At 64.0% G+C, this 22,106-nt stretch carries 18 protein-coding genes and 2 pseudogenes; 17 read left to right on the forward strand and 3 right to left on the reverse strand.

Going from position 1 to position 22,106, the window contains the following annotated elements; translation table 11 throughout:
- On the forward strand, positions 1-192 hold the full coding sequence (locus NKI18_RS25860) for a group II intron maturase-specific domain-containing protein (protein WP_352921925.1): 192 nt from the start codon (positions 1-3) through the stop codon (positions 190-192).
- Positions 193-557: 365 nt separating this feature from the next.
- On the opposite strand, the gene NKI18_RS25870 is transcribed toward NKI18_RS25860, so the two are convergent.
- From NKI18_RS25870 to NKI18_RS25880, 3 genes are all read right to left on the reverse strand, one after another.
- The gene (locus tag NKI18_RS25870; protein WP_353020959.1) at positions 558-1,775 is read right to left on the reverse strand and encodes an MFS transporter; all 1,218 of its coding nucleotides are present in this window, start codon (positions 1,773-1,775) and stop codon (positions 558-560) included.
- Positions 1,776-1,832: 57 nt separating this feature from the next.
- Complete coding sequence (rpoN, locus tag NKI18_RS25875; protein ID WP_353020962.1) at positions 1,833-3,269, reverse strand: RNA polymerase factor sigma-54; 1,437 nt, start codon at positions 3,267-3,269, stop codon at positions 1,833-1,835.
- A 69-nt stretch (positions 3,270-3,338) separates the two neighbouring features.
- Positions 3,339-3,872 (reverse strand): peroxiredoxin, encoded by a 534-nt coding sequence (locus NKI18_RS25880; RefSeq protein WP_353020965.1) that lies wholly within the window; start codon positions 3,870-3,872, stop codon positions 3,339-3,341.
- 1,225 nt (positions 3,873-5,097) lie between these two features.
- Here NKI18_RS25880 and NKI18_RS25885 point away from each other — a divergent pair.
- The 16 genes and pseudogenes from NKI18_RS25885 to nifD all read left to right on the forward strand — a co-directional run bounded on the left by NKI18_RS25885 (position 5,098) and on the right by nifD (position 21,983).
- Complete coding sequence (locus NKI18_RS25885; RefSeq protein ID WP_353020968.1) at positions 5,098-5,301, forward strand: P-loop NTPase family protein; 204 nt, start codon at positions 5,098-5,100, stop codon at positions 5,299-5,301.
- A gap of 144 nt (positions 5,302-5,445) precedes the next feature.
- Positions 5,446-6,648, forward strand: coding sequence for a cytochrome P450 (locus NKI18_RS25890; RefSeq protein WP_353020971.1), 1,203 nt, complete (start codon positions 5,446-5,448; stop codon positions 6,646-6,648).
- A 90-nt stretch (positions 6,649-6,738) separates the two neighbouring features.
- Positions 6,739-8,028 carry a cytochrome P450 gene (locus NKI18_RS25895; RefSeq protein ID WP_353020974.1) on the forward strand — a complete coding sequence of 430 codons (1,290 nt, stop codon included), beginning with the start codon at positions 6,739-6,741 and terminating at the stop codon, positions 8,026-8,028.
- A gap of 1 nt (position 8,029) precedes the next feature.
- Positions 8,030-8,155: pseudogene (locus tag NKI18_RS25900) on the forward strand (ferredoxin); the annotation flags it as partial.
- Between the two features lie 168 nt (positions 8,156-8,323).
- A complete protein-coding gene (locus NKI18_RS25905; protein ID WP_353021032.1) occupies positions 8,324-9,169 on the forward strand; it encodes an SDR family oxidoreductase in 846 nt (281 codons plus the stop codon).
- On the forward strand, positions 9,169-10,512 hold the full coding sequence (locus tag NKI18_RS25910; protein ID WP_353020977.1) for a cytochrome P450: 1,344 nt from the start codon (positions 9,169-9,171) through the stop codon (positions 10,510-10,512). The genes NKI18_RS25905 and NKI18_RS25910 overlap by 1 nt, the downstream gene beginning before the upstream one ends.
- 145 nt (positions 10,513-10,657) lie before the next feature.
- Positions 10,658-11,659 (forward strand): polyprenyl synthetase family protein, encoded by a 1,002-nt coding sequence (locus NKI18_RS25915; protein ID WP_353020979.1) that lies wholly within the window; start codon positions 10,658-10,660, stop codon positions 11,657-11,659.
- A 146-nt stretch (positions 11,660-11,805) separates the two neighbouring features.
- Complete coding sequence (locus tag NKI18_RS25920) at positions 11,806-13,356, forward strand: hypothetical protein (RefSeq protein ID WP_353020982.1); 1,551 nt, start codon at positions 11,806-11,808, stop codon at positions 13,354-13,356.
- Positions 13,353-14,252, forward strand: coding sequence for a terpene synthase family protein (locus tag NKI18_RS25925; RefSeq protein WP_353020985.1), 900 nt, complete (start codon positions 13,353-13,355; stop codon positions 14,250-14,252). Before NKI18_RS25920 ends, NKI18_RS25925 begins: the two co-directional genes overlap by 4 nt.
- A gap of 85 nt (positions 14,253-14,337) precedes the next feature.
- Positions 14,338-15,387 (forward strand): type 2 isopentenyl-diphosphate Delta-isomerase, encoded by a 1,050-nt coding sequence (gene fni, locus NKI18_RS25930; RefSeq protein ID WP_353020988.1) that lies wholly within the window; start codon positions 14,338-14,340, stop codon positions 15,385-15,387.
- Positions 15,388-15,440: 53 nt separating this feature from the next.
- Positions 15,441-16,604 (forward strand): annotated as a pseudogene (locus NKI18_RS25935) (NAD(P)/FAD-dependent oxidoreductase).
- Positions 16,605-16,818: 214 nt separating this feature from the next.
- Positions 16,819-17,322 carry a hypothetical protein gene (locus tag NKI18_RS33435; protein ID WP_502900754.1) on the forward strand — a complete coding sequence of 168 codons (504 nt, stop codon included), beginning with the start codon at positions 16,819-16,821 and terminating at the stop codon, positions 17,320-17,322.
- Positions 17,323-17,446: 124 nt separating this feature from the next.
- Entirely contained in the window at positions 17,447-17,773 is a 327-nt protein-coding gene (locus tag NKI18_RS25945; RefSeq protein WP_353020991.1) for a helix-turn-helix domain-containing protein, read from the forward strand.
- Positions 17,748-19,004 (forward strand): type II toxin-antitoxin system HipA family toxin, encoded by a 1,257-nt coding sequence (locus NKI18_RS25950; RefSeq protein WP_353020994.1) that lies wholly within the window; start codon positions 17,748-17,750, stop codon positions 19,002-19,004. Before NKI18_RS25945 ends, NKI18_RS25950 begins: the two co-directional genes overlap by 26 nt.
- Before the next feature lie 484 nt (positions 19,005-19,488).
- Complete coding sequence (gene nifH, locus NKI18_RS25955) at positions 19,489-20,382, forward strand: nitrogenase iron protein (protein ID WP_352456984.1); 894 nt, start codon at positions 19,489-19,491, stop codon at positions 20,380-20,382.
- Positions 20,383-20,480: 98 nt separating this feature from the next.
- Positions 20,481-21,983, forward strand: a complete 1,503-nt coding sequence (nifD, locus tag NKI18_RS25960; protein WP_353020996.1) for a nitrogenase molybdenum-iron protein alpha chain — start codon at positions 20,481-20,483, stop codon at positions 21,981-21,983.
- Positions 21,984-22,106: the final 123 nt, after the last annotated feature.

Genomic DNA, 22,106 nt, shown 5'->3' on the forward strand with positions numbered 1-22,106 from the left:
ATGCGGGAAAAGATCAGGGACTTGCACATCCGCCGACAGACGCAGCTCTCGTTGAACGACATCGCCCGGCTGATCAATCCGCTCCTCAGGGGGTGGATCAGAGGCGCGCAAGCGTTTCCGCTACTCGCCAACAGCATCAAGCTGCCGAACGATAGTCTGCGGCCGAAACAAGGTACGCGCGGTCGACGATAATCCGGCCGCCGTTGACACGACTGGCAATTCGCGACCTGTCTGCGCTATCGAGCGGCATCGTCACCGGCGTTCTGACGGGCATGGCCGGCGCGTAGCTGTCGCTTGCCCAGAATCCCGGCTTGTCGTGAAGGATATAACCGCCAGCAAGGGTTCCATCGCGCCGGCAGCGCTCATCGTCGCCAAATAGAAACCGGTGCCGGCGAGGTTCGCGTGTCTGGCGGCGAAGGTCGCCATCCGCCCGGAGGTGAAGCCGGCGAGGCGCTGGCGCTGGTCGATACGTAATCATGCGGAGGATCGCGCCGCGCCGTGCATGCGACTGCATCTCTCGTCCCGCTGCGCTGCTGAGGCCTCTTCTGTCAGGCGGTCTAGGTTTCGCGCTTCGGGCCGAGCAGGAACACTGTCAGGGCGGCGAGGAACGTGGCAACAGCACTGTAGGCAATGGCACTGGTAATCCCGGCATTGTCCACCAATAGTCCGCCGAAAATCGCGCCGGCTGCGATTGCCACTTGGAATGCTACGACCATCAGCACACCGGCGCTTTCGGCCTGCTCGGGAACGGCCCGCCGCACCATCCACGTCTGTAATCCCACCGGCACGGCGCCGAAGGCAAAGCCCCACCCGGCAACCGCAATCGCCGAGGCGAAGGCCGATGCTCCCGTCGTCAGCAGCGAAACAGCGGCTATCGCTATGAGCAGCGGTGCAAGGGCCGCGACTGCCTTGAGACTGTACTCGGCCAGAAGCCCGCCGGCCAAATTGCCGAAGAATCCGCCGATGCCAAAAGCAAGCAACACAAGCGAGATCGTCTCGACGTCAAGCGCGGGAATCTTCTCGAGGAAGGCGCGGATATAAGTGATTCCGGCGAAGTGGCCGGAAGCGACCAGCAGGACGACCACAAGCGCGACCTTGATCATCGGAATCTGAGCCACATCCAGCAGGCTGCGGAAGCTAGCCACTCCAATCGGAGGCAGTCTCGGAATGGTTATGAGTTGCACCAGCAGTGTAGCCGCGCCGCCGATTGCGGCGAGCATGAAGGCGCTTCGCCATCCCCAGATATCGCCGACATAAGCGCCGATTGGAGCTGCGCAAACGGTAGCCACGGAAACGCCGGCGAGGATGATTGACATAGCGCGCGGCAGGAGGTGGCTTGGAACGAGCCGCATCGCCAGTGCTGCCGACATCGACCAGAAGCCTCCGAGCGCTATGCCGAGCACGACGCGTGCAGTCAGGAGAACCGCCAGCGACCACGCGCCGGCCGCCAGAACGTCCGACAGGATCAGCAGCAGCGTCATCGCCCACATGACGAGCCTGCGGTCCAGGCGCTTTGTGATGATAGCCACCGTCGGCGCCGAGATCGCCCCGACGATAGCGGTCGCCGTCATCGCCTGTCCAGCCGCTCCCTCGGTGATACCGAGATCATGTGCGAGCGGCGTGAGCAGGCTAACAGGCAGAAACTCTGCGGTCACCAGCCCGAAGGTGCCCAAGGAAAGCGAAATGACCGCACCCCATGCGGGACCAGACGGTGGGACGGGCTTTTCTGGGTCGTGCAGAACAGCGTCCATGACGCCTGCTGCGGATTGGGTCATGAACGAAGTCTCCACTTTGATGCAATGCAACGTGATGTTGGCTGCCTTGACCCAAATCTAAAAACACAAGCGCATTTCCCGGCGGCGTTGCACGGAGGAGGGGATGTTCATTGCTTCGCGATATTTTGTGACGGTGCGGCGCGCAACATCGATGCCGGTTTCCTTCAGCCGGACAGCGATGTCCTCATCGGAAAGCACGTCGCCGGGAGATTCTGCGGCAATGATCGCTTTGATCCGATGCCGGACAGCTTCGGCGGAGTGCGCATCGCCGCCTTGGCAGGACGCGATCGCGACGGTGAAAAAATACTTCAGTTCAAAGACTCCGCGCGGGGTAAGCATGTACTTGTTCGAGGTCACCCGGCTTACCGTCGACTCGTGCACGCCGATCGCGTCAGCGACGGTTCTGAGATTGAGAGGCCGCAGGTGGGCGACGCCATGTTCCAAAAAGGCATCCTGCTGACGCACGATTTCAGCCGCAACCTTAACAATGGTCTTGGCGCGCTGATCGAGGCTGCGGATCAGCCAGGTCGCGTTTTGCAAGCATTCGTCGAGAAATGCTTTATCTTTCGAATTTTGGGGAGTTTGACGCGAGACTTCGGCATAGTAGCTTTGGTTGATCAGCAGCTTTGGCAGCGTGGCGGGATCAAGTTCGATCTGCCACCCGCCTTGCGGCGAGGGCGTGACCCAGACGTCGGGTATGATTGATTCAGACGCACCGGATTGGAATCGGTTCCCAGGCTTGGGATCGAGCGCCCGAATCTCATGCATCATGTCGAGAAGGTCTTCTTCATCGACGCCGCAATGCTGCTTCAGTGCCTCAAAATCGCGTCGCGCAAGCATTTCAAGATTGGCAACCAAAGCTGCCATTGCCGGGTCGAGCCGATTTCGCTGGCGCAACTGAATCTCGAGGCATTCTCTGAGACTTCGCGCAAAAACTCCCGGTGGATCAAATTGCTGCAAGGTTCCGAGAACCCGTTCCACAACAGCCTCATGGACATTCAGGCTCTCGGCCAGCTCCAAAAGGTTTGCCCGAAGATAGCCAGTGTCTTCCAGATCGGCGGCAAGCTGGCCAGCGATCAGCCGCTCCTGTGGTGTGAACGCAGTGAGGGCGATCTGACGAGCGACATGGTCGTGCAATGTTTCGGCGAGGGTGGCAAACTCGTCGAGGGAAGGGGCATTGCCCGGCGGGTTGTTGGTCGTGTTGCCAAGTGATTTCCATTGCCCGAGCCGTTCAGGCGACCCTGCCCCGGTCGGTCCTTCAACGGCGTTTGCGCCAGGGCCGACAGGCTGATCCGCTCCCGAAATCGAAACGTCGTCAAAAGGCCCGCCATCGCTTGATGCAGATTCCAAAAGCGGGTTCTTCTCGATTTCCCGCTCCACGAACTGATGCAGTTCAGTATGCGCCAGTTGCAGCAAGCGAATCGACTCAATGAGTTGAGGCGATGCGACCATGGATTGCTTCTGGCGCTGAAGCAGGCTTGCTGAGGATTGCATGGTGAGCGCGATAATCCTGTCGAGGAGCCTCTTGGGGCGGGCAATGGCACCAGTGAGACGTTTTCTAGGTCATGCGGCGGCTTTCAGCGTTTCGAGAACGTTTTGCGGGGATGAGACGCCATAGGGGTCGGCCTCGCAGTTGTCGGAGAAACCTTCCTCCTCAAACCACTGCTCGACCACGCCATTGTTGATCAGGGCGGCGTAGCGCCAGGAGCGCATCCCGAAGCCGAGATTGTCCTTGGCGACCAGCATGCCCATCTTGCGTGTGAACTCGCCTGAGCCATCGGGGATGAGCTCGACCTTCTGCAGGCCCAAGGACTTCCCCCACGCATTCATGACGAAGGCATCGTTGACGGAGACGCAGTAAATCGCGTCAATTCCCTCCTTCTCAAACTCATCATAGAGCTCTTCGAAATTGGGCAGTTGGTAGGTCGAGCAGGTCGGCGTGAAGGCGCCAGGCAGCGAGAACAGGATGACCCGCCTGCCGGCAAAGTAGTCGTCAGATGTCTTTTCTTGCCAGCGATATGGATTTGGCCCCTGGACTGACTTATCGTGAACACGCGTGAGAAAGGTGACGAAGGGAACTTTCTTTTGAACGGTCATCAACTTGCTCCTCAGGAAAAAACTGGCGCGCCGGATTCTGGCAGAGGCTGGCGCAATACCGAGCAAAGGCTCGTATGCCGGGGATGAAATGAGGCCCTCGCGGCTCGCACCCTCCTTTTTCGATCCCGATGTAGGGGAACGTCTTGGCTGCTGGTCTTCGTCACCCGAACGCCATCGATCTGAGCAAGTGGAGGCTGTCGAGCCGCTGGGGCAATCTTTCCATGGCTATGGCGCCGGAAGCGGCATCCATCGCTCGCGCTCGTGCCCGGGACAAAGTGATAGCGGGCCCGAAGTAGCCAATATCGGACGCGTGTGGAGGCCTCAAATGTGACTTCACGCAAGAGACCCGCGTTACTGAGCTGGTTCGGCGTATTGTCGATATTTGCCAGAGACCCGCCGATCTTGGCTTCGGTGGCTCTTTGATGGGGCTCTTGGGCACTCACATGCTGATCAGAACCGGTAAACGGCAATTGCGCGAGCGCCATGTGTTGGCGTGCCGGCATCGGACCAGCCGTGCGCAAAGCGGCCGCCGAGGAGGGACCTCCGGAGGAGATGATGTACCGATGTTCAACGGGAACGGGCACCGTCTCCTCAGGCCACGGTCTAGAGCTTCGCGTGTCGGGCATGGCGCAAGTCGCTTTCATCGTGTTTTGATGGGCTCTGACCAGGAGCAGCAAGCGGCGTGCCATTTCAAATAGAGATGCTTTTGGACCGCCCCCTTTTTCTCGGAGGCCGTGTCTTAGAAGATCGGGCGCGCGCTATAACCGCCTCGTCACCACACGCAACAACGGTGCTGTATGGTGCGGGTATTCGGCGCTTCCGCCCCGGCTGGGCAAAGACGAACCGGAAGCCGAGCCGATGCACTACCTCACACCGGCGGGCACTGCAGCGATTGCGTAGCGTGTGCCACTAGCGTGTTCTTGCGTGCGGAGGCACGGCTATCGCGAACACGCGCCTGTCGCAGCAACCATGAGCGCGCGCTCTTCGGCAAGCGCCCTGATTCCGTGAGGATCGAATTCTCCAAGCGTGTCCCATTCGCAACCCTCTTATGTTCGAAACTGGACAAGAATGTCGCAGGCCCGACCGAAAGGTCCGCAAAGGCGCGGCTTCTGCTGGGTCGGCCAAATTGGCACGAGTTTTGAAACTCCTTCGTTGTGAGCCGGGAGCCGCCGACCGATTCATTCGTGGGTGACACGGCCTCGATGGAACGAAGAAAGAAAAGCAAATGCCAAATCCGCATCGGATAGCATTCTACGGGAAGGGGCGCTCGGCAAAACCTCCCCCTACCAAACAGGCTCGCCGCCTTGGTCCAACTCTTGCCCAGGAAATGTTGATGGCCGGCTGCGACTCAAAGGCCCGCCACACTCGCCTTATCCTGAACTCGAAGGCGCAGGATAACGTTCTGCATCTCGCCGCGCGGTATGCCTAGACAGTTACACGTTGGCCCACCTTGATAATCGAATCGGGCTACGCTGCGGAGGACGTCGTCTACATGCCTTCCTAAGCCATTCGCTGCCCGCAGCGCCTGCCGGTCACCTTCCGCCCTTCCATCGCTTAGAGATCAAGTGCCACCATGTCCGAACAACCCTTGCCGACGCTGCCGATGTGGCGCGTCGATCACATCGAGCCCTCGCCCGAGATGTTGGCGCAACGCGCCAACGGTCCGATCCACCGCGTGCGCTTCCCGTCCGGGCACGAAGGCTGGTGGGTGACAGGCTACGATGAAGCCAAGGCGGTGCTGTCCGACGCGGCGTTCCGGCCCTCCGGAATGCCGCCGGCGACATTCACCCCGGATTCGGTGATTCTCGGATCGCCGGGGTGGTTGGTCTCGCACGAGGGGGGCGAGCATGCCCGGTTACGCACGATCGTGGCGCCGGCCTTCAGCAACCGCAGGGTGAAGCTGCTCGCGCAGCAGGTCGAGGTGATCGCCGCGCAGTTGTTCGAGACACTGGCGGCCCAGCCCCAGCCCGCCGACCTGCGGCGCCACCTCTCCTTTCCACTTCCGGCCATGGTCATCAGCGCGCTGATGGGCGTGCTCTACGAGGATCACGCCTTTTTCGCCGGGCTGTCCGACGAAGTGATGACGCACCAGCATGAAAGCGGCCCGCGCAGCGCGTCGCGCTTGGCCTGGGAAGAACTGCGCGCCTACATTCGCGGCAAGATGCGGGACAAGCGCCAGGATCCGGGCGACAACCTGCTGACGGATCTGCTCGCGGCGGTCGACCAGGGCAAGGCGACCGAAGAAGAGGCGATCGGCCTGGCGACGGGCATGCTGGTGGCGGGGCACGAGAGCACCGTCGCGCAGATCGAATTCGGCCTGCTGGCCATGTTCCGCCATCCGCAACAGCGCGAACGCCTGGTCGGCGATCCATCCCTGGTGGACAAGGCGGTGGACGAAATCCTGCGCATGTACCCGCCGGGCGCGGGCTGGGACGGCATCATGCGCTATCCGAGGACCGACGTGACCATCGCGGGCGTGGATATTCCTGCGGAGAGCAAGGTGCTTGTCGGCCTGCCGGCGACGTCGTTCGATGCGCGCCATTTCGACGACCCGGAAATCTTCGACATCGGACGCGACGAAAACCCGCACCTGGCGTTCTCCCATGGGCCGCACTACTGCATCGGCGCGGCGCTGGCCAGGCTGGAACTCAAGGTGGTGTTCGGTTCGATCTTCCAGCGCTTTCCCGCGCTGCGCCTGGCCGTGGCGCCCGAAGAACTGAAGTTGCGCAAGGAGATCATCACTGGCGGGTTCGAGGAGTTCCCGGTGCTCTGGTGATGCGCGGACGCCACCGGGAACCGCGATGTTCTCCGAATTCGCCGGCGCGCCTGCCGCGCGCCGGTCAGATCAGCCAGCAACAGGTGACCAATGGATGTACAAGAAACCACGGCAGCATGCCGGGACGCCTTCGCCGAACTGGCGTCGCCAGCGTGCATTCAGGACCCGTATCCATTCATGCGGTGGTTGCGCGAGCACGATCCGGTGCATCGCGCGGCGTCGGGCCTCTTTCTGTTGAGCCGCCACGCCGACATCTACTGGGCGCTCAAGGCCACGGGCGATGCTTTTCGGGGACCGGCGCCGGGCGAACTGGCGCGCTATTTCCCGCGGGCGGCGACCAGCCTGTCACTCAATCTGCTGGCGTCCACGCTAGCCATGAAGGAACCACCGACTCATACGCGTCTGCGCCGGCTGATCTCGCGCGATTTCACCATCGGCCAGATCGACAACCTGAGGCCGACCATCGCTCGCATTGTCGCAGCGCGCCTGGACGGCATGGCGCCCGCGCTGGAGCGCGGGGAGGCGGTGGACCTGCATCAGGAATTCGCGCTGGCCTTGCCCATGCTGGTTTTCGGCGAACTGTTCGGCATGCCCCAGGACGACACGTTCGGGCTCGTCGCCGGCATCAGCGCCATTCTGGAAGGCCTGAGCCCGCAGGCCAGCGATCCCCAGCTCGCCGCGGCGGACGCGGCCAGCGCCAGGGTGCAGGCCTACTTCGGTGACCTCATACAGCGCAAGCGCACCGATCCCCGCCACGACATCGTGTCAATGCTGGTCGGCGCACACGACGACGATGCCGACATGCTGTCGGATGCGGAATTGATCAGCATGCTCTGGGGCATGCTGCTGGGCGGCTTCGCCACCACTGCCGCGGCCATCGGCCATGCGGTCCTGGCGATGCTGGCGTATCCCGAACAGCGGCACTGGCTGAAGGGAGATGCCGTGGGGGTGAAGGCATTCGTCGAAGAAGCCCTGCGCTACGACGCGCCCGCCATGTTCAGCTCCATTCCGCGTATCGCCCAGCGCGACATCGAACTGGGCGGCGTGGTGATCCCGAAGAACGCGGACGTGCGCGTGCTGATCGCGGCCGGCAATCGCGACCCGGACGCCTTCGCCGATCCCGACCGCTTCGATCCCGTGCGGTTCTACGGCACCAGTCCTGGCATGTCGATCGACGGGAAGATCATGCTGACCTTCGGCCACGGCATCCACTTCTGCCTGGGTGCGCAACTGGCCCGAGTGCAGTTGGCCGAGAGCCTGCCGCGGATCCAGGCGCGCTTCCCCACGCTGGCATTGGCCGAGCAGCCGACCCGGGAGCCCTCCGCGTTCCTTAGGACGTTCCGCGCGCTGCCGGTGCGGCTGCATGGGCAGGAGGGCTGAGATGCGCGTCCTGGTCGATCAGGATCTGTGTGGAACTACCGGGCAATGCGTGCTGACGCTGCCGGGCACCTTTCGCCAGCGCGAACCGGACGGCGTGGCCGAAGTGTGCGTGGCGACGGTCCCGCACGCGCTGCACGCCGCCGTGCGGCTTGCGGCCAACCAGTGCCCGGTCGCCGCCATTCGGGTCATCGAAAGCGACGCCGGCGATGACGAGCGCGCCAGCGCCGACCCGGCGCCTTCTCCGGCGCAGGCCCAGCGGCATGCCGCGAAAGACCAATGCAATCCAGGGGACATGATGGGACGGTTTGAAGGCAAGGTGGCCGTGGTGACCGGCGCTGGCGCGGGCATCGGCAAGGCATGCGCCCTCGCCATCGCGCGGGAGGGGGGCCGAGTGGTGGTGGCCGACATTGATGGCTCGGCGGCCATCGCCTGCACCGCGCAGATCGCGGCCGAAGCGGGCCACGCGCTGGCCCTGGCCATGGACATCGCCGATGAGCAGGCGGTGGCCGCGCTGTTCGAGACGGCGGAGCAGCACTTTGGTGGGGTCGACCTGCTGGTGAACAACGCGAGCGCCATGCATTTGACCTCACGCGACCGCGCGATCCTCGACCTGGACCTGGCGGTCTGGGATGAGACGATGGCGACCAATCTGCGTGGCACGCTGCTCTGCTGCCGGCAGGCCATCCCACGGATGATCGCCCGTGGCGGTGGCGCGATCGTCAACATGTCGTCGTGCCAGGGGCTCAGCGGTGACACCGCGCAGACGTCCTACGCCGCGTCGAAGGCGGCGATGAACATGCTGTCGGCCTCGCTCGCCACCCAGTACGGTCACGCGCAGATCCGCTGCAACGCGGTTGCGCCGGGTCTTATCATGACCGAGCGTCTCCTCGCCAAGCTGGACGAGTGCTCGCAACGGCATCTGCGCCGGCACCAGCTCCTGCCGCGCGTCGGCCGCCCCGAGGACGTGGCCGCGCTCGTGGCGTTCCTGCTCTCCGACGATGCTGCGTTCATCACTGGCCAGGTCGTGTGCATCGACGGCGGCATGCTGGCGCATGTGCCGACGTACGCCGACGGTGGCAACAGCTGCGCCGCGCGGCCTGCCGGCGACACCGCCGAAGCGGCCGCGGCGGCGCGCTGCTGATGGACATGCTGCTCAACCCGCTCAACCGTCGGCACCGGCTGCGATACGACCTCCCGGTCATGCCCGGCGCTTTCCCCCTGGTCGGGCATCTTCCCGCCATCGTCTGCGACCTGCCGCGCCTGCTGCGGCGCGCGGAACGGACGCTGGGCAGCCACTTCTGGCTGGATTTCGGCCCTGCCGGACACCTGATGACCTGCGTGCATCCGGATGCGTTCGCACTGCTCCGGCACAAGGACGTGTCCTCGGCGCTGATCGAAGAGATCGCGCCCGAATTGCTTGGCGGAACGTTGGTTGCCCAGGACGGCGGCGCGCACCGGCAGGCGCGCGATGCGATCAAGGCGGCGTTCCTGCCCAAGGGGCTGACCCAGGCCGGCATCGGCGACCTGTTCGCGCCCGTCATCTGGGCGCGGGTGCAGGCGTGGCGCGAGCGCGGCGAGGTAACCATCCTGCGCGAAACCGGCGACCTGATGCTTAAGCTCATCTTCAGCCTCATGGGAATCCCCGCGCAGGACCTGCCGGGATGGCATCGCAAATACCGGCAACTGCTGCAGTTGATCGTCGCGCCCCCGGTCGACCTGCCCGGACTGCCCTTGCGGCGAGGCCGCGCCGCCCGCGACTGGATCGACGCGCAGTTGCGCCAGTTCGTCCGCGACGCGCGCGCGCATGCCGCGCGCACCGGGTTGATCAACGACATGGTGAGCGCCTTCGACCGCAGCGACGATGCGCTTTCCGATGACGTCCTGGTCGCCAATATCCGCTTGCTGCTGCTTGCCGGTCACGACACCACTGCTTCGACGATGGCCTGGATGGTGATCGAGCTGGCGCGGCAGCCTGTGCTGTGGGACGCCCTCGTCGAGGAGGCTCAACGCGTGGGCGCGGTGCCGACCCGGCACGCGGACCTGGCGCAGTGTCCGGTCGCCGAGGCGCTGTTCCGCGAGACACTGCGTCTGCATCCAGCGACCACGCTCCTACCGCGTCGCGCGCTGCAGGAATTGCAACTCGGCCAACGGCGCATTCCCGCGGGCACCCATCTGTGCATCCCGCTGCTGCATTTCTCGACCTCGGCGCTGCTGCACGAGGCGCCTGATCAGTTCCGCCTGGCGCGGTGGCTGCAACGCACGGAGCCGATCCGGCCGGTGGACATGCTGCAGTTCGGTACCGGCCCACACGTCTGCATCGGCTACCACCTGGTATGGCTGGAAATGGTGCAGTTCTGCATCGCCTTGGCGCTGACCATGCACAAGGCCGGGGTGCGGCCGCGGTTGCTGAGCGGCGTCGAAAAAGGCCGGCGCTATTACCCGACCGCACATCCGTCCATGACAATCCGCATAGGCTTCTCATGAGCTGGCATCGCATGCCCCGTGTGGCGAGGCAGCGGCGCCGGCGAGGCGCGGCATTGCTGCACTCAGCGCACGCGCTCGGTGCGACGCCGGCAACACCGCGGCGGCTTGGCGCTCGCCGTGGCCATCTCGTGTCAGGTACAAGGACATGAAAAACTTGCAGACGGGTTCCACGCTACACGACGACCGAACTGGCGTTTCCGCGCTCGGCGGATTGGGTGCGCAGGCGCGCGGCGCATCCGGCAGGCTGGTGCCGGAGATCTGGATGCAGGACGGCGCAAAGCGGGTCGAACAGGCGCTGGCGCGTCTTCTCTGCGCCGAAGACGACGGTGAGACCGAGCTGATGGCGGCGATGCGCTACGCCACCTTGCATGGCGGGAAGCGCACCCGCGCCTTGCTCTGTCTGGCGGCCGGCGCACTGGCCGACACGCCAGCGCACATGCTCGACGACGTCGGCGCCGCCATCGAGATGATGCACGCCTGTACCCTGGTTCACGACGACCTGCCCGCGATGGACGACGACGTGCTTCGCCGCGGCCTTCCGACCGTGCACGTCAAGTTTGGCGAAGCCACTGCGATCCTGGTCGGCGATGCGCTGCAGGCGCACGCCTTCCTGACCCTGGCGAGCCTAGATGCGCCGGGCGACAACCGAATCGCGCTCGTGCGCGAACTGGCGCAGGCGGTGTCCGCCGAGGGTGCCGCAGGCGGGCAGGCCATGGATCTGTCGCTGGTCGGAAAGCACGCCGAGCTGGACAGGATCGTGGCGATGCACCGGAAGAAGAGCGGAGCGCTAGTGCGCGCGTCCGTTCGCATGGGCGCGCTATACTCCATCGCGGACGATGCCGCGCACGCTGCGCTGTACTGTGCGCTCGATCGCTACACCGCCTGTTTCGGCCTGGCGTTGCAGGTGATCGACGACATTCTCGACGCGACAGCGGATACCGCGACGCTGGGCAAGACCCCCGGCAAGGACGCGGCGGCGCAGAAGCCGACCTGCGCGTCGATCATGGGGCTGCAGGCAGCGCGCCAGTTCGCGCTGGATTTGTTGCGCGACGCCGGGGAGGCCATCGCCCCCCTGGGGCCGCGTGCGGAACGGTTGGCGCAGATGCTGCAGCGGGCCAACGTGTATCTGTCCGCGCCATACGCATGAGCGCCCGTCCGCATGGACTCGCCCCTGTGCCGGTGCGATCGGCCGGCGCCAGCGGTGCATGCTGCACTGTGCCCAAGTCCGCGGCGATGTGCGCGGCGTCTGCCGATCCTGGTTCTCGTCAACCGTCTGCAGAAGGAACATCCCGCGTGAACGCGCTGTCCGAACAGATCCTTTCCGAATTGCGCCACCTGCTGAGCGAGATGAGCGACGGCGGCAGCGTCGGTCCGTCCGTCTACGACACGGCGCGAGCTCTGCAGTTCCACGGCAACGTCACCGGTCGGCAGGACGCATACGAGTGGCTCATCGCGCAGCAACAGGCCGATGGCGGGTGGGGAAGCGCGGACTTCCCGCTGTTCCGCCATGCGTCCACGTGGGCGGCGTTGCTGGCATTGCGGCGTGCCGATCTTCTTCCCGGCACCGCCCACGCAGTCCAGGCTGCAACCCGGTTCCTCGAGCGCCAGCCCGATCCCTACGCGCATGCGGTGCCGGAAGACGCGCCGATCGGCGCGGAGCTGATCCTGCCGCAGTTGTGCGGCGAGGCCGCATCCTTGCTGGGCGACGTGGCGTTTCCGCGCCACCCGGCGCTGTTGCCGTTGCGGCAAGCGTGCCTGGTCAAGCTGGGGGCGGTGGCGACGTTGCCGAGCGGCCATCCGTTGCTGCACTCCTGGGAAGCCTGGGGAACGTCGCCGACCACCGCATGCCCGGATGACGACGGCAGCGTCGGCATCAGTCCGGCGGCCACCGCCGCGTGGCGTGCGCACGCCGTGACACAGGGGAGCACGCCGCAGGTCGGGCGCGCCGACGCGTATCTGCAGGCGGCATCGCGGGCGACGCGCAGCGGCATCGAAGGTGTCTTTCCCAACGTCTGGCCGATCAATGTATTCGAGCCATGCTGGTCGCTGTACACCCTGCATCTGGCCGGTCTGTTCGCGCATCCCGCGCTCGCCGAGGCGGTGCAAGTGATCGTCGCGCAGCTCGACGCCCGCCTGGGCGTGCGCGGTCTGGGCCCGGCCTTGCACTTCGCGGCCGATGCGGACGACACCGCCGTTGCGATGTGCGTCCTGCGCCTTGCAGGCCGCGACCCGGCGGTCGATGCGTTGCGCCATTTCGAAATCGGCGAGCTGTTCGTCACCTTCCCCGGCGAGCGCAATGCCTCGGTGTCGACCAACATCCACGCCCTGCATGCGTTGCGAATGTTGGGAAAGCCCGCCGCCGGCACCAGCGCCTACGTCGAGGCCAATCGCAACCCGCACGGTCTATGGGACAACGAAAAATGGCACGTTTCGTGGCTGTATCCCACCGCGCATGCGGTCGCTGCGCTGGCGCAAGGCAAGCCCCAGTGGCGCGACGAGCGCGCGCTGGCGGCGCTGCTGCAGGCGCAGCGCGACGACGGGGGCTGGGGCGCCGGTCGCGCGTCCACATTCGAGGAAACCGCCTATGCGCTGTTCGCGTTGCACGTGATGGACGGGAGCGAAGAGCCGACAGGGCGCCGGCGCATCGCGCAGGCGGTGGCGCGTGCGCTGGAGTGGATGCTCGCCCGCCATGCGGCGCGTGCATTGCCGCAGACGCCGCTGTGGATCGGCAAGGAACTGTATTGCCCCACCCGGGTGGTGCGCGTGGCCGAACTCGGCGGGTTGTGGCTGGCGCTTCGTTGGGGGCGGCGCGTCCTGGCCGAGGGAGCAGGAGCGGCGCCATGATCCAAACCGAACGCGCGCTGCAGCAGGTGCTGGAGTGGGGGCGTTCCCTGAACGGGTTCGCCGACGAGCATGCCGTCGAAGCGGTCAGGGGCGGCCAGTACATCCTGCAGCGCATCCACCCGAGCCTGCGCGACACCAGCGCCCGCACCGGCCGCGATCCGCAGGATGAAACGCTGATCGTGGCGTTCTATCGCGAACTGGCGCTGCTGTTCTGGCTCGACGATTGCAACGACCTTGGCCTGATCGCGCCGGAGCAGCTCGCCGCGGTGGAGCAGGCGCTGGGGCAGGGCGTGCCGTGCGCGCTCCCCGGATTCGAGGGCTGCGCTGTGCTGCGCGCTTCGCTGGCCGCGCTCGCCTACGATCGTCGCGACTATGCTCAGCTTCTCGACGATACCCGGTGCTACTGCGCGGCGCTGCGCGCCGGACACGCGCAGGCGCGGGCGGAACGCTGGTCCTACGCCGAGTACCTGCACAACGGCATCGATTCGATCGCCTACACGAACGTGTTCTGTTGCCTGTCCTTGCTGTGGGGGCTGGACATGGCGACCCTGCGCGCGCGTCCGGCGTTTCGCCAGGTCCTGCGGCTCATCTCCGCGATAGGGCGCTTGCAGAACGATCTGCATGGACGCGAAAAGGACAGGTCGGCCGGCGAGGGAGATAACGCGGCGATCCTGCTGCTGCAGCGCTATCCGGCTATGCCTGTGGTGGAGTTCCTCAACGACGAGCTGGCCGGCCATACGCGCATGCTGCACCGGATGATGGCGGAAGAACGCTTTCCCGCGCCGTGGGCACCGTTGATCGAGGCCATGGCGGCCATCCGCGCGCAGTACTACAAGACCTCAACCAGCCGCTACCGCAGCGACGCTGCGGGCGGAGGCCAACGTGCGCCGGCCTGAACGCGCGGGAAACGGCGGCGTGCGCGCGCTGCCGTCGGTCCGATCCGACGCAACGCCGCCGCCCGATGCGACGGATGGAGCGAGCATGAGCGACACCGCCCTGAGCCGGCGCAAGGACGACCATCTGGACATCGTGTTGGATCAGCGAACGGCGCCGGCCACGGTCGCCGCCGGCTGGGAGTACATCCGTTTCGAACACTGCGCATTGCCCGAGTTGGACCTGACGGAGATCGACCTGCGCGCCTCGCTGCTGGGCAAGACCATGCGCGCGCCGCTGCTGATCAGCTCCATGACCGGCGGCATGCCACGCGCCGAGCCCATCAACCGGCATCTGAGCGAGGCAGCGCAAGCCTTGGGGATCGCCATGTGCGTCGGTTCGCAGCGCGTGAGCCTGCAATCCCGCAACTCCCAGGGACTGACGCGCGCGCTGCGCCGCCTGGCCCCAGACATTCCCTTGCTGGCCAATATCGGCGCCGCGCAACTGCGCGAAGCCGACGGCCTGGACCTGGCGCGCCGGGCGGTGGATGCGCTGGAGGCCGATGGACTCATCGTTCATCTCAATCCGCTGCAGGAAGCGGTACAGCCGGAGGGCGACCGCGACTGGCGCGGCGTCCTGGCGCAGATCGCTCGCGCCGCGCGCAGCGTTGGCGTGCCGATCGTGGCCAAGGAAGTGGGCTCGGGGCTGTCCGCTTCGGTGGCCTGTGCGCTCGTCGACGCGGGCGTGGCGGTGATCGATGTCGCCGGCGCCGGCGGCACCAGTTGGGCCGCGGTGGAGGGCGAGCGCGCCCGCGATGCCGCCGACCGTGCAGTGGCGATGGCGTTCGCCGATTGGGGGATTCCGACCCCGACCAGCGTGCAGGCGGTACGTCGGGCGCTGCCAACGGTGAAGCTGATCGCGTCGGGCGGGATCCGCGACGGCCTCGACGTGGCCAAGGCCATCCGCCTTGGCGCCGACATCGCCGGGCAGGCGGCCGGCGTGCTGCGCGCGGCTAGGGTATCCACCGAGGCGGTTGTCGCGCATTTCGAGATCGTCATCCGCCAGTTGGCCGTTGCCTGCTTCTGCACCGGCTCGGCTGATCTGGCGGCGTTGCGTCAGGCGCGCTTGTTGCCCTCGGCACATCTGCCCGCCGGTTGATGCCGGCATCGCCCGCACGTGGCGGCGGGCCCTAGAACTGGAGAAGCGAAAAAGTGCACTACGACATCGTGATCATCGGCGGAGCCATCGTCGGCTCGTCGGTTGCCTATTATCTGCGCGAGGAAGGGTTTTCGGGCTCGATTGCACTTGTCGAGCGCGACCCGCAATTTTCTCATGCAGCGACAACGCTGTCCTGCGCCTCCATCCGCCAGCAGTTTTCGATCCCGGAAAACATCCGTCTGTCGCAGTTCACGCTGAAACTGTTCCGGCGGCTCAGGGAAGAGTTTGGCGCGGATGCCGATATCGGCTTTCGCGAAGGCGGTTATCTCATCCTTGCCGGCGAAAACAGGCTGCCTATCCTACGGGCCAACCACGAAGCGCAGATGGCCGAGGGCGCCGACATCCTGCTCGAAGATGCGGAGGCGCTTGTTCGTCGGTTTCCGTGGCTATCGGCCGAGGGTATCACTGCCGGGGCCTACGGCCGCAGCGGCGAGGGCTGGTTCGACGCGCATGCGATGCTGATGCTGTTCCGCAAGGCGCTGCGGACGAAGAACATTGACTTTATCACGGCGTCGGTGACCGGTATCGAGCGGCTAGGCGGCCGCGTCACTGGTGTATTTCTGGACTATGGCGAGCGGCTCGAGGCCGGCACCGTCGTTAACGCCGCCGGGCCGAATGCCGGCAGGTGGCGGCAATGGCCGGGCTGGCGCTGCCGGTGGAGCCGCGCAAGCGCAATGTCTTCGTCTTCGAGGCGCGCGAGAAATATGAGGACATGCCGCTGCTGGTCGACCCGAGCGGCATCTATGTCCGGCCGGAGGGCTCGGTCTACATCACCGGCGGCGCCGAGCCGGAAGAGGGCGAAGGACCAGCCGATCCCGCCGACTTCGACCCCGACTGGCCGCTGTTCGAAGAGGTGATCTGGCCGGTGCTGGCGACCCGCATTCCAGCCTTCGAGGCGATCAAGCCGACGCGCGCCTGGGTCGGCCATTACGACTACAACACGCTCGACCAGAATGCGGTGATCGGCCCGCATCCCGAGGTCGGCAATTTCCTCTTCGCCAACGGGTTTTCCGGTCACGTTGCAGCAGGCTCCAGCGGTCGGCAAGGCGCTGGCCGAACTGATCGTGCATGGCGGCTATCGCACGGTGGATTGCTCGGCGTTCGGGTATAGCCGGATCGCCGACGGACGGGCTTTCAGGGAATTGAATGTGATTTGAGCAGGAAGGGCCGGTGCGCCGCGACGGCCCTTTTTGATGCTGGAGGGGACAGAGGGGCGCGAAGGAACGCGACAGGCGGTCGATGGCCCAAAGCTGGCGAAAACAGCCGGCCAGGGCCTGCCGCGAACGGAATGATTTTGTGATGATCGTGGCGCTCGATCCGCCGCATTTCCGGACGATCAGCGACTTCCGCAAGCGGCATTTGAAGGCGCTCTTGGCGCTGTTCGTGCAGGTTCTGAAGCTGTGTGACACGGCAGGATTGGTCAAACTCGGCCATGTCGCGCTGGATGGCACGAAGATCAAGGCGAACGCGTCGAAACACAAGGCGATGAGTTATAAGCGCATGAAGAAGCGCGAGCTGGAATTGAAAGCCGAGGTCGCTCGCATGCTGACGGCGGCCGAGGCCGCGGATGCCGAAGAGGACGTGACTTTCGGCAAGGACAAGCGCGGCGACGAGATGCCGGATTGGGCCGGCGACAAGCAGAACCGGTTGGCCAAGATCCAGCAGGCGATGGCGTCGCTGGAAGCCGAGGCCAAGCTGGCGGCGCAAGAAGAGCGCCGGATCGAGGCCGAAAAAGAAGAGCAGCGCCAGGCCGCAGGCCGCAAGAATCCTGGCCAACCGGCGGCGGCCCCATCAGAGGAGCCCGGTGGCCATAGCAGCTGTTCTCGGAGGAACGCCGTTCGCTGGCCGGGCAAAGGCCCCTCGAAGAAAGATTGATCTCTTTCCATATCATTATCTTCATATATGATACGCGAACAGATCATAAAAGTTTTGACTTGCTCGCTGGATGAGGTACCTTTGCGTATCACCGCGCATTGGAATAGATCGTACAGGTCTCATGATGGACTCTGAATCGGAAATTCTGCGCGAAATCGGTGGGCTTTTCAGGCAGGCGAGGCTGGCCGCTGCCATGACGCAGGAGCAGGTCGCTGACTTGGCGGGTATATCCCGTCCCCGCTATCGCGACATCGAAAAGGGAGCCGCAGCGGCGCGTGCGACGACGCTCATGAATATCGCTCGCGCGCTCGGTCTGGAAATGATGCTGGTTCCGCAAGTCATGGTGCCGGCTGTCCAGGCTCTATTGCGTCCGCATGATGACGACGATCGACCCGCCTTTGTTTCTCAACCTGACGATGACGATCATGGCTCCAGTCTTTCGCGCAGCTAAGACGATCCCGTCGCTGGACGTGCTCTTGAACGCACTGAAGATCGGCACAATCGTTAGGACGCCGGGCGATTTCAATGCATTCAATTTCGATGAGGCCTACCGCGCGACGGGCGGCTTTCCGGTTTTCAGCCTGTCGTTCCGGGCAGCGACGGGAGGATTGCGGAAAGATCCGAAGCCTCTGGCGGGCGCCTTGCCCGCTTTCTTCTCGAACCTCCTGCCGGAGGAGAAATTGCGCGAGGCGATGGAAAAGCACCACGAAGGCAATGTGCGGCCAGGCAATGATTTCGATCTTTTAGCGGCGCTGGGCGCCGATCTGCCGGGAGCCGTACGGGCGTTGCCCAGTGACGGCGCGATGGCGGTTTCGCAGGATGCTTCAAAGGATAAGCCCAAGGCTCGGTTCTCACTTGCCGGCGTGCAGATGAAGCTGTCGGTCATGAAGAACACTGGAAAAGGCGGCGGCCTTACCTTGCCGATGGACGACGAGCGGGGCCGGTACATCGCCAAGTTTCCTTCGACGGCGTTTCCGGGCGTTTCCGAGAACGAATTCGCTAATCTGGCGTTGGCTGCAGCGATCGGCATGGAGGTGCCTGAACGCGAACTTGTCGAGAAGTCCGATTTCGAGGATATTCCCGAAGAATTCAACACGCTGTCGGAGGGCAAGGTCCTTCTCGTCAAACGCTTCGATCGCGGCGCTGAGGGCAAGAGGATTCACATTGAGGATTTCGCTCAGGTCTTCGGCGTCTATCCCTCGCGCAAATATGAGGGCGCCGCTTATCACGACATAGCCTCGGCCCTTGGCGCGGCCGTCTCGCCTACGGCGGCTCTCGAATTCGTCCGCCGCCTGGCACTGACCGTCATCACCGGCAATGGCGACATGCACCTGAAGAACTGGTCGTTGATCTATCCCGGAAACGGCGACAAGCCGGCGCTTGCACCAATCTACGACGTTCTGTCGACCGTGCCATATATTCCCGCCGACGCCATGGCGCTTTCGCTTGGAGGGGAGCGCTCGTTCAAGGCGCTAGCAGCACCGCGATGGAAAGCATTTGCGAACCGTGCAAGGCTTCCGGAGCCGGCAGTCCTGAAGGCAGTGGTCGAGACCGTCGAACTCGTCAACGAGCACTGGTGGCATCTACCCGAGCGCGACGTTGTCGCAGCGAAAGTGCTCGAGCGGATCGACGAACATGTGAAGGCGATGACGCCGATACTGAACTCCTGCGCCGATAAGTGAGCCGAGTCCCCTTGGTTTAGTGATATGGCGGAATTATCCGCCCGTGGCCCCGGATGGCCGGGGATCGATGGTATGCCAGCGTGGCGCGCAAGATTCCGCGCAGTGTCGATGAGGACACGCGAGAACCAGGCACGTCAGCTCGCCGGAACAGAAGAGTTCGCAGCATCCCGCAATTAACGCTAGAGGGTCGAGATGCTGTTCGCCCACCTCAACACAACGATGCGGTTCGAACGAATGCGGTGACTGAGGATCGCGATCCGACGCTTTGTGTCGCCATTGTCGGGTCCGCTACACGGGTTGTTCCGACGATCCTTTCTTTGGCCTCAAGCTAAATCCCTGAAAAGCAACCATGAAATTATTCTTCGGTTCGATCAGCCAAATTGGCACGAGTCTTGAGATCCTTGGGTGCGAGGCGGCGACAGCTGCCCGACCGGCATTCATGTCGCGGCAGCCGCGATGAATGGAACGAAGGAAGGAAAGCTACATGTCAGGTTTGCGTCAGATCGCCTTTTACGGCAAGGGCGGCATCGGCAAGTCCACCACCTCCCAAAATACGCTCGCCGCCCTTGTCGACCTCGGGCAGAGAATCCTCATCGTCGGCTGCGACCCCAAAGCCGACTCCACCCGCCTGATCCTGAACGCGAAAGCGCAGGATACGGTCCTGCACCTCGCGGCAGAGGAAGGTTCGGTGGAAGACCTGGAACTCGCGGACGTGCTCAAGGTCGGCTACAAAGGCATCAAATGCGTGGAGTCGGGCGGCCCTGAGCCGGGTGTCGGCTGCGCCGGCCGCGGCGTGATCACCTCGATCAACTTCCTCGAGGAGAACGGTGCCTACGACGATGTCGACTATGTCTCCTACGACGTGCTCGGGGATGTGGTGTGCGGCGGTTTCGCGATGCCGATCCGCGAGAACAAGGCCCAGGAAATCTATATCGTCATGTCCGGCGAGATGATGGCGCTCTATGCCGCTAACAACATCGCCAAGGGCATCCTGAAATACGCCCATTCGGGCGGCGTGCGGCTCGGCGGCCTGATCTGCAACGAGCGCCAAACCGACCGCGAGCTCGACCTCGCCGAAGCGCTGGCTTCCAGGCTCAATTCCAAGCTCATCCACTTCGTGCCGCGCGATAACATCGTCCAGCACGCCGAACTCAGGAAGATGTCTGTCATTCAATATGCGCCGGACTCCAAGCAGGCCGGGGAATACCGGGCGCTGGCCGAGAAGATCCATGCCAATTCGGGCCAGGGCACCATCCCGACCCCGATCACCATGGAGGAGCTCGAGGAAATGCTGCTCGACTTCGGCATCATGAAGACTGACGAGCAGATGCTTGCCGAGCTTCAGGTCAAGGAAGCGGCCAAGGCGGCCGCACAGTAACGACCGCTGCCGAACGAGGCGCGGCCTTGACCTGGCGCGCCTTTCAAAGAACGGCGCCTCGTTGGTGAGGCGTCACCCTGAACCTTGAAAGGGGTCCCATGAGCCTGGAATACGAGAATGACGGCGCCCTCCATGCGAAGCTTATCGAGCAGGTGCTGTCGCAATACCCTGACAAGGCGGCGAAGCGCCGCAAAAAGCACCTCAGCGTCGCAAAGAGCGGCGACGACGCTGGCGAGGAAAACGAGGTCCTTTCCGAATGCGAGGTCAAATCGAACATCAAGTCCATACCCGGGGTGATGACGATCCGCGGCTGCGCATATGCCGGCTCGAAAGGCGTGGTGTGGGGTCCAGTCAAGGATATGGTCCATATCTCGCACGGCCCGGTCGGCTGCGGGCAATACTCCTGGTCGCAACGTCGCAACTACTACGTCGGCACGACGGGCATCGACACGTTCGTCACGATGCAGTTCACCTCCGATTTCCAGGAGAAGGACATTGTTTTCGGCGGCGACAAGAAGCTGGAACGGATCATCGACGAGATCGAGGAACTGTTTCCGCTGAACAAGGGCATGACTGTGCAATCCGAATGCCCGATCGGCCTGATTGGCGACGACACCGAAGCTGTGTCCCGCAACAAGGCCAAGGAGCACGAAAAGACGATCGTGCCGGTGCGCTGCGAGGGCTTCCGCGGCGTCTCGCAATCCCTCGGCCACCACATCGCCAACGATGCGATCCGCGACTGGGTCTTCGAGAAGAAGGACGTCAAGTTCGAGGCCGGCCCGTACGATGTCAATGTGATCGGCGACTATAATATCGGCGGCGACGCCTGGGCTTCGCGCATCCTGCTCGAGGAGATGGGCCTGCGCGTGGTCGGCAACTGGTCGGGCGACGCTACGCTGGCCGAAATAGAGCGCGCGCCGAAGGCCAAGCTCAATCTCATCCATTGCTACAGGTCGATGAACTACATCTGCCGGCACATGGAGGAAAAGTATGGCATCGACTGGATGGAGTATAATTTTTTCGGCCCCTCTCAGACCGAAGCCTCTCTGCGCAAGATAGCCAAGCATTTCGGGCCGGAAATCGAGGCCCAGGCCGAGGCGGTCATCGCCAAATACCGGCCGCTGGTCGATGCCGTCATCGCCAAATATCGGCCGCGCCTCGAAGGCAGGACGGTGATGCTCTATGTCGGCGGGCTGCGTCCCCGTCACGTCGTCACGGCATATGAGGATCTGGGCATGGTGATCGTCGGCACTGGCTATGAATTTGGCCATAACGACGACTATCAGCGTACCGGGCATTACGTGAAGAAGGGCACGCTGATCTATGACGACGTGAGCGGTTACGAGCTGGAGAAGTTCATTGAGGGGATCCGTCCTGATCTCGTTGGCTCCGGCATCAAAGAAAAGTACCCGGTCCAGAAGATGGGCATACCGTTCCGTCAAATGCATTCCTGGGATTATTCCGGCCCGTATCACGGCTACGACGGCTTCGCCATCTTCGCCCGCGACATGGATCTGGCCATCAACAACCCGGTCTGGAACCTCTACGACGCCCCCTGGAAGGAAAAAGCCGAGCCGTCGGCGGCGATCGCAGCCGAATGAAACCTGGCCTCCCGGAAGCCGGGAGGCCGTTGAACGCCTGTGGCTTTGTCCGCGGGAGACCTGAAACGTTTCGACGTCCCTGTGCCGCCGTATGGCGGGCCAGATGGAGAAGAGGTAACCATC

Origin of the sequence: Mesorhizobium sp. M0800 (assembly GCF_040320095.1) — a bacterium.
In the GTDB taxonomy this organism is placed as follows: Bacteria; Pseudomonadota; Alphaproteobacteria; order Rhizobiales; family Rhizobiaceae; genus Mesorhizobium.

Excerpts from the sequence above, each read along its gene's own strand:
- fni (WP_353020988.1), top strand. The coding sequence starts at position 14,338 with ATGAGCGACACCGCCCTGAGCCGGCGCAAGGACGACCATCTGGACATC.
- NKI18_RS25890 (WP_353020971.1), top strand. The coding sequence starts at position 5,446 with ATGTCCGAACAACCCTTGCCGACGCTGCCGATGTGGCGCGTCGATCAC.
- nifD (WP_353020996.1), top strand. The coding sequence starts at position 20,481 with ATGAGCCTGGAATACGAGAATGACGGCGCCCTCCATGCGAAGCTTATC.
- NKI18_RS25950 (WP_353020994.1), top strand. The coding sequence starts at position 17,748 with ATGGCTCCAGTCTTTCGCGCAGCTAAGACGATCCCGTCGCTGGACGTG.
- NKI18_RS25915 (WP_353020979.1), top strand. The coding sequence starts at position 10,658 with ATGAAAAACTTGCAGACGGGTTCCACGCTACACGACGACCGAACTGGC.
- NKI18_RS25910 (WP_353020977.1), top strand. The coding sequence starts at position 9,169 with ATGGACATGCTGCTCAACCCGCTCAACCGTCGGCACCGGCTGCGATAC.
- NKI18_RS25860 (WP_352921925.1), top strand. The coding sequence starts at position 1 with ATGCGGGAAAAGATCAGGGACTTGCACATCCGCCGACAGACGCAGCTC.
- NKI18_RS25905 (WP_353021032.1), top strand. The coding sequence starts at position 8,324 with ATGGGACGGTTTGAAGGCAAGGTGGCCGTGGTGACCGGCGCTGGCGCG.
- NKI18_RS25945 (WP_353020991.1), top strand. The coding sequence starts at position 17,447 with ATGGACTCTGAATCGGAAATTCTGCGCGAAATCGGTGGGCTTTTCAGG.
- NKI18_RS25885 (WP_353020968.1), top strand. The coding sequence starts at position 5,098 with ATGCCAAATCCGCATCGGATAGCATTCTACGGGAAGGGGCGCTCGGCA.
- nifH (WP_352456984.1), top strand. The coding sequence starts at position 19,489 with ATGTCAGGTTTGCGTCAGATCGCCTTTTACGGCAAGGGCGGCATCGGC.
- NKI18_RS25895 (WP_353020974.1), top strand. The coding sequence starts at position 6,739 with ATGGATGTACAAGAAACCACGGCAGCATGCCGGGACGCCTTCGCCGAA.
- NKI18_RS25870 (WP_353020959.1), bottom strand. The coding sequence starts at position 1,775 with ATGACCCAATCCGCAGCAGGCGTCATGGACGCTGTTCTGCACGACCCA.
- NKI18_RS25880 (WP_353020965.1), bottom strand. The coding sequence starts at position 3,872 with ATGACCGTTCAAAAGAAAGTTCCCTTCGTCACCTTTCTCACGCGTGTT.
- rpoN (WP_353020962.1), bottom strand. The coding sequence starts at position 3,269 with ATGCAATCCTCAGCAAGCCTGCTTCAGCGCCAGAAGCAATCCATGGTC.
- NKI18_RS25925 (WP_353020985.1), top strand. The coding sequence starts at position 13,353 with ATGATCCAAACCGAACGCGCGCTGCAGCAGGTGCTGGAGTGGGGGCGT.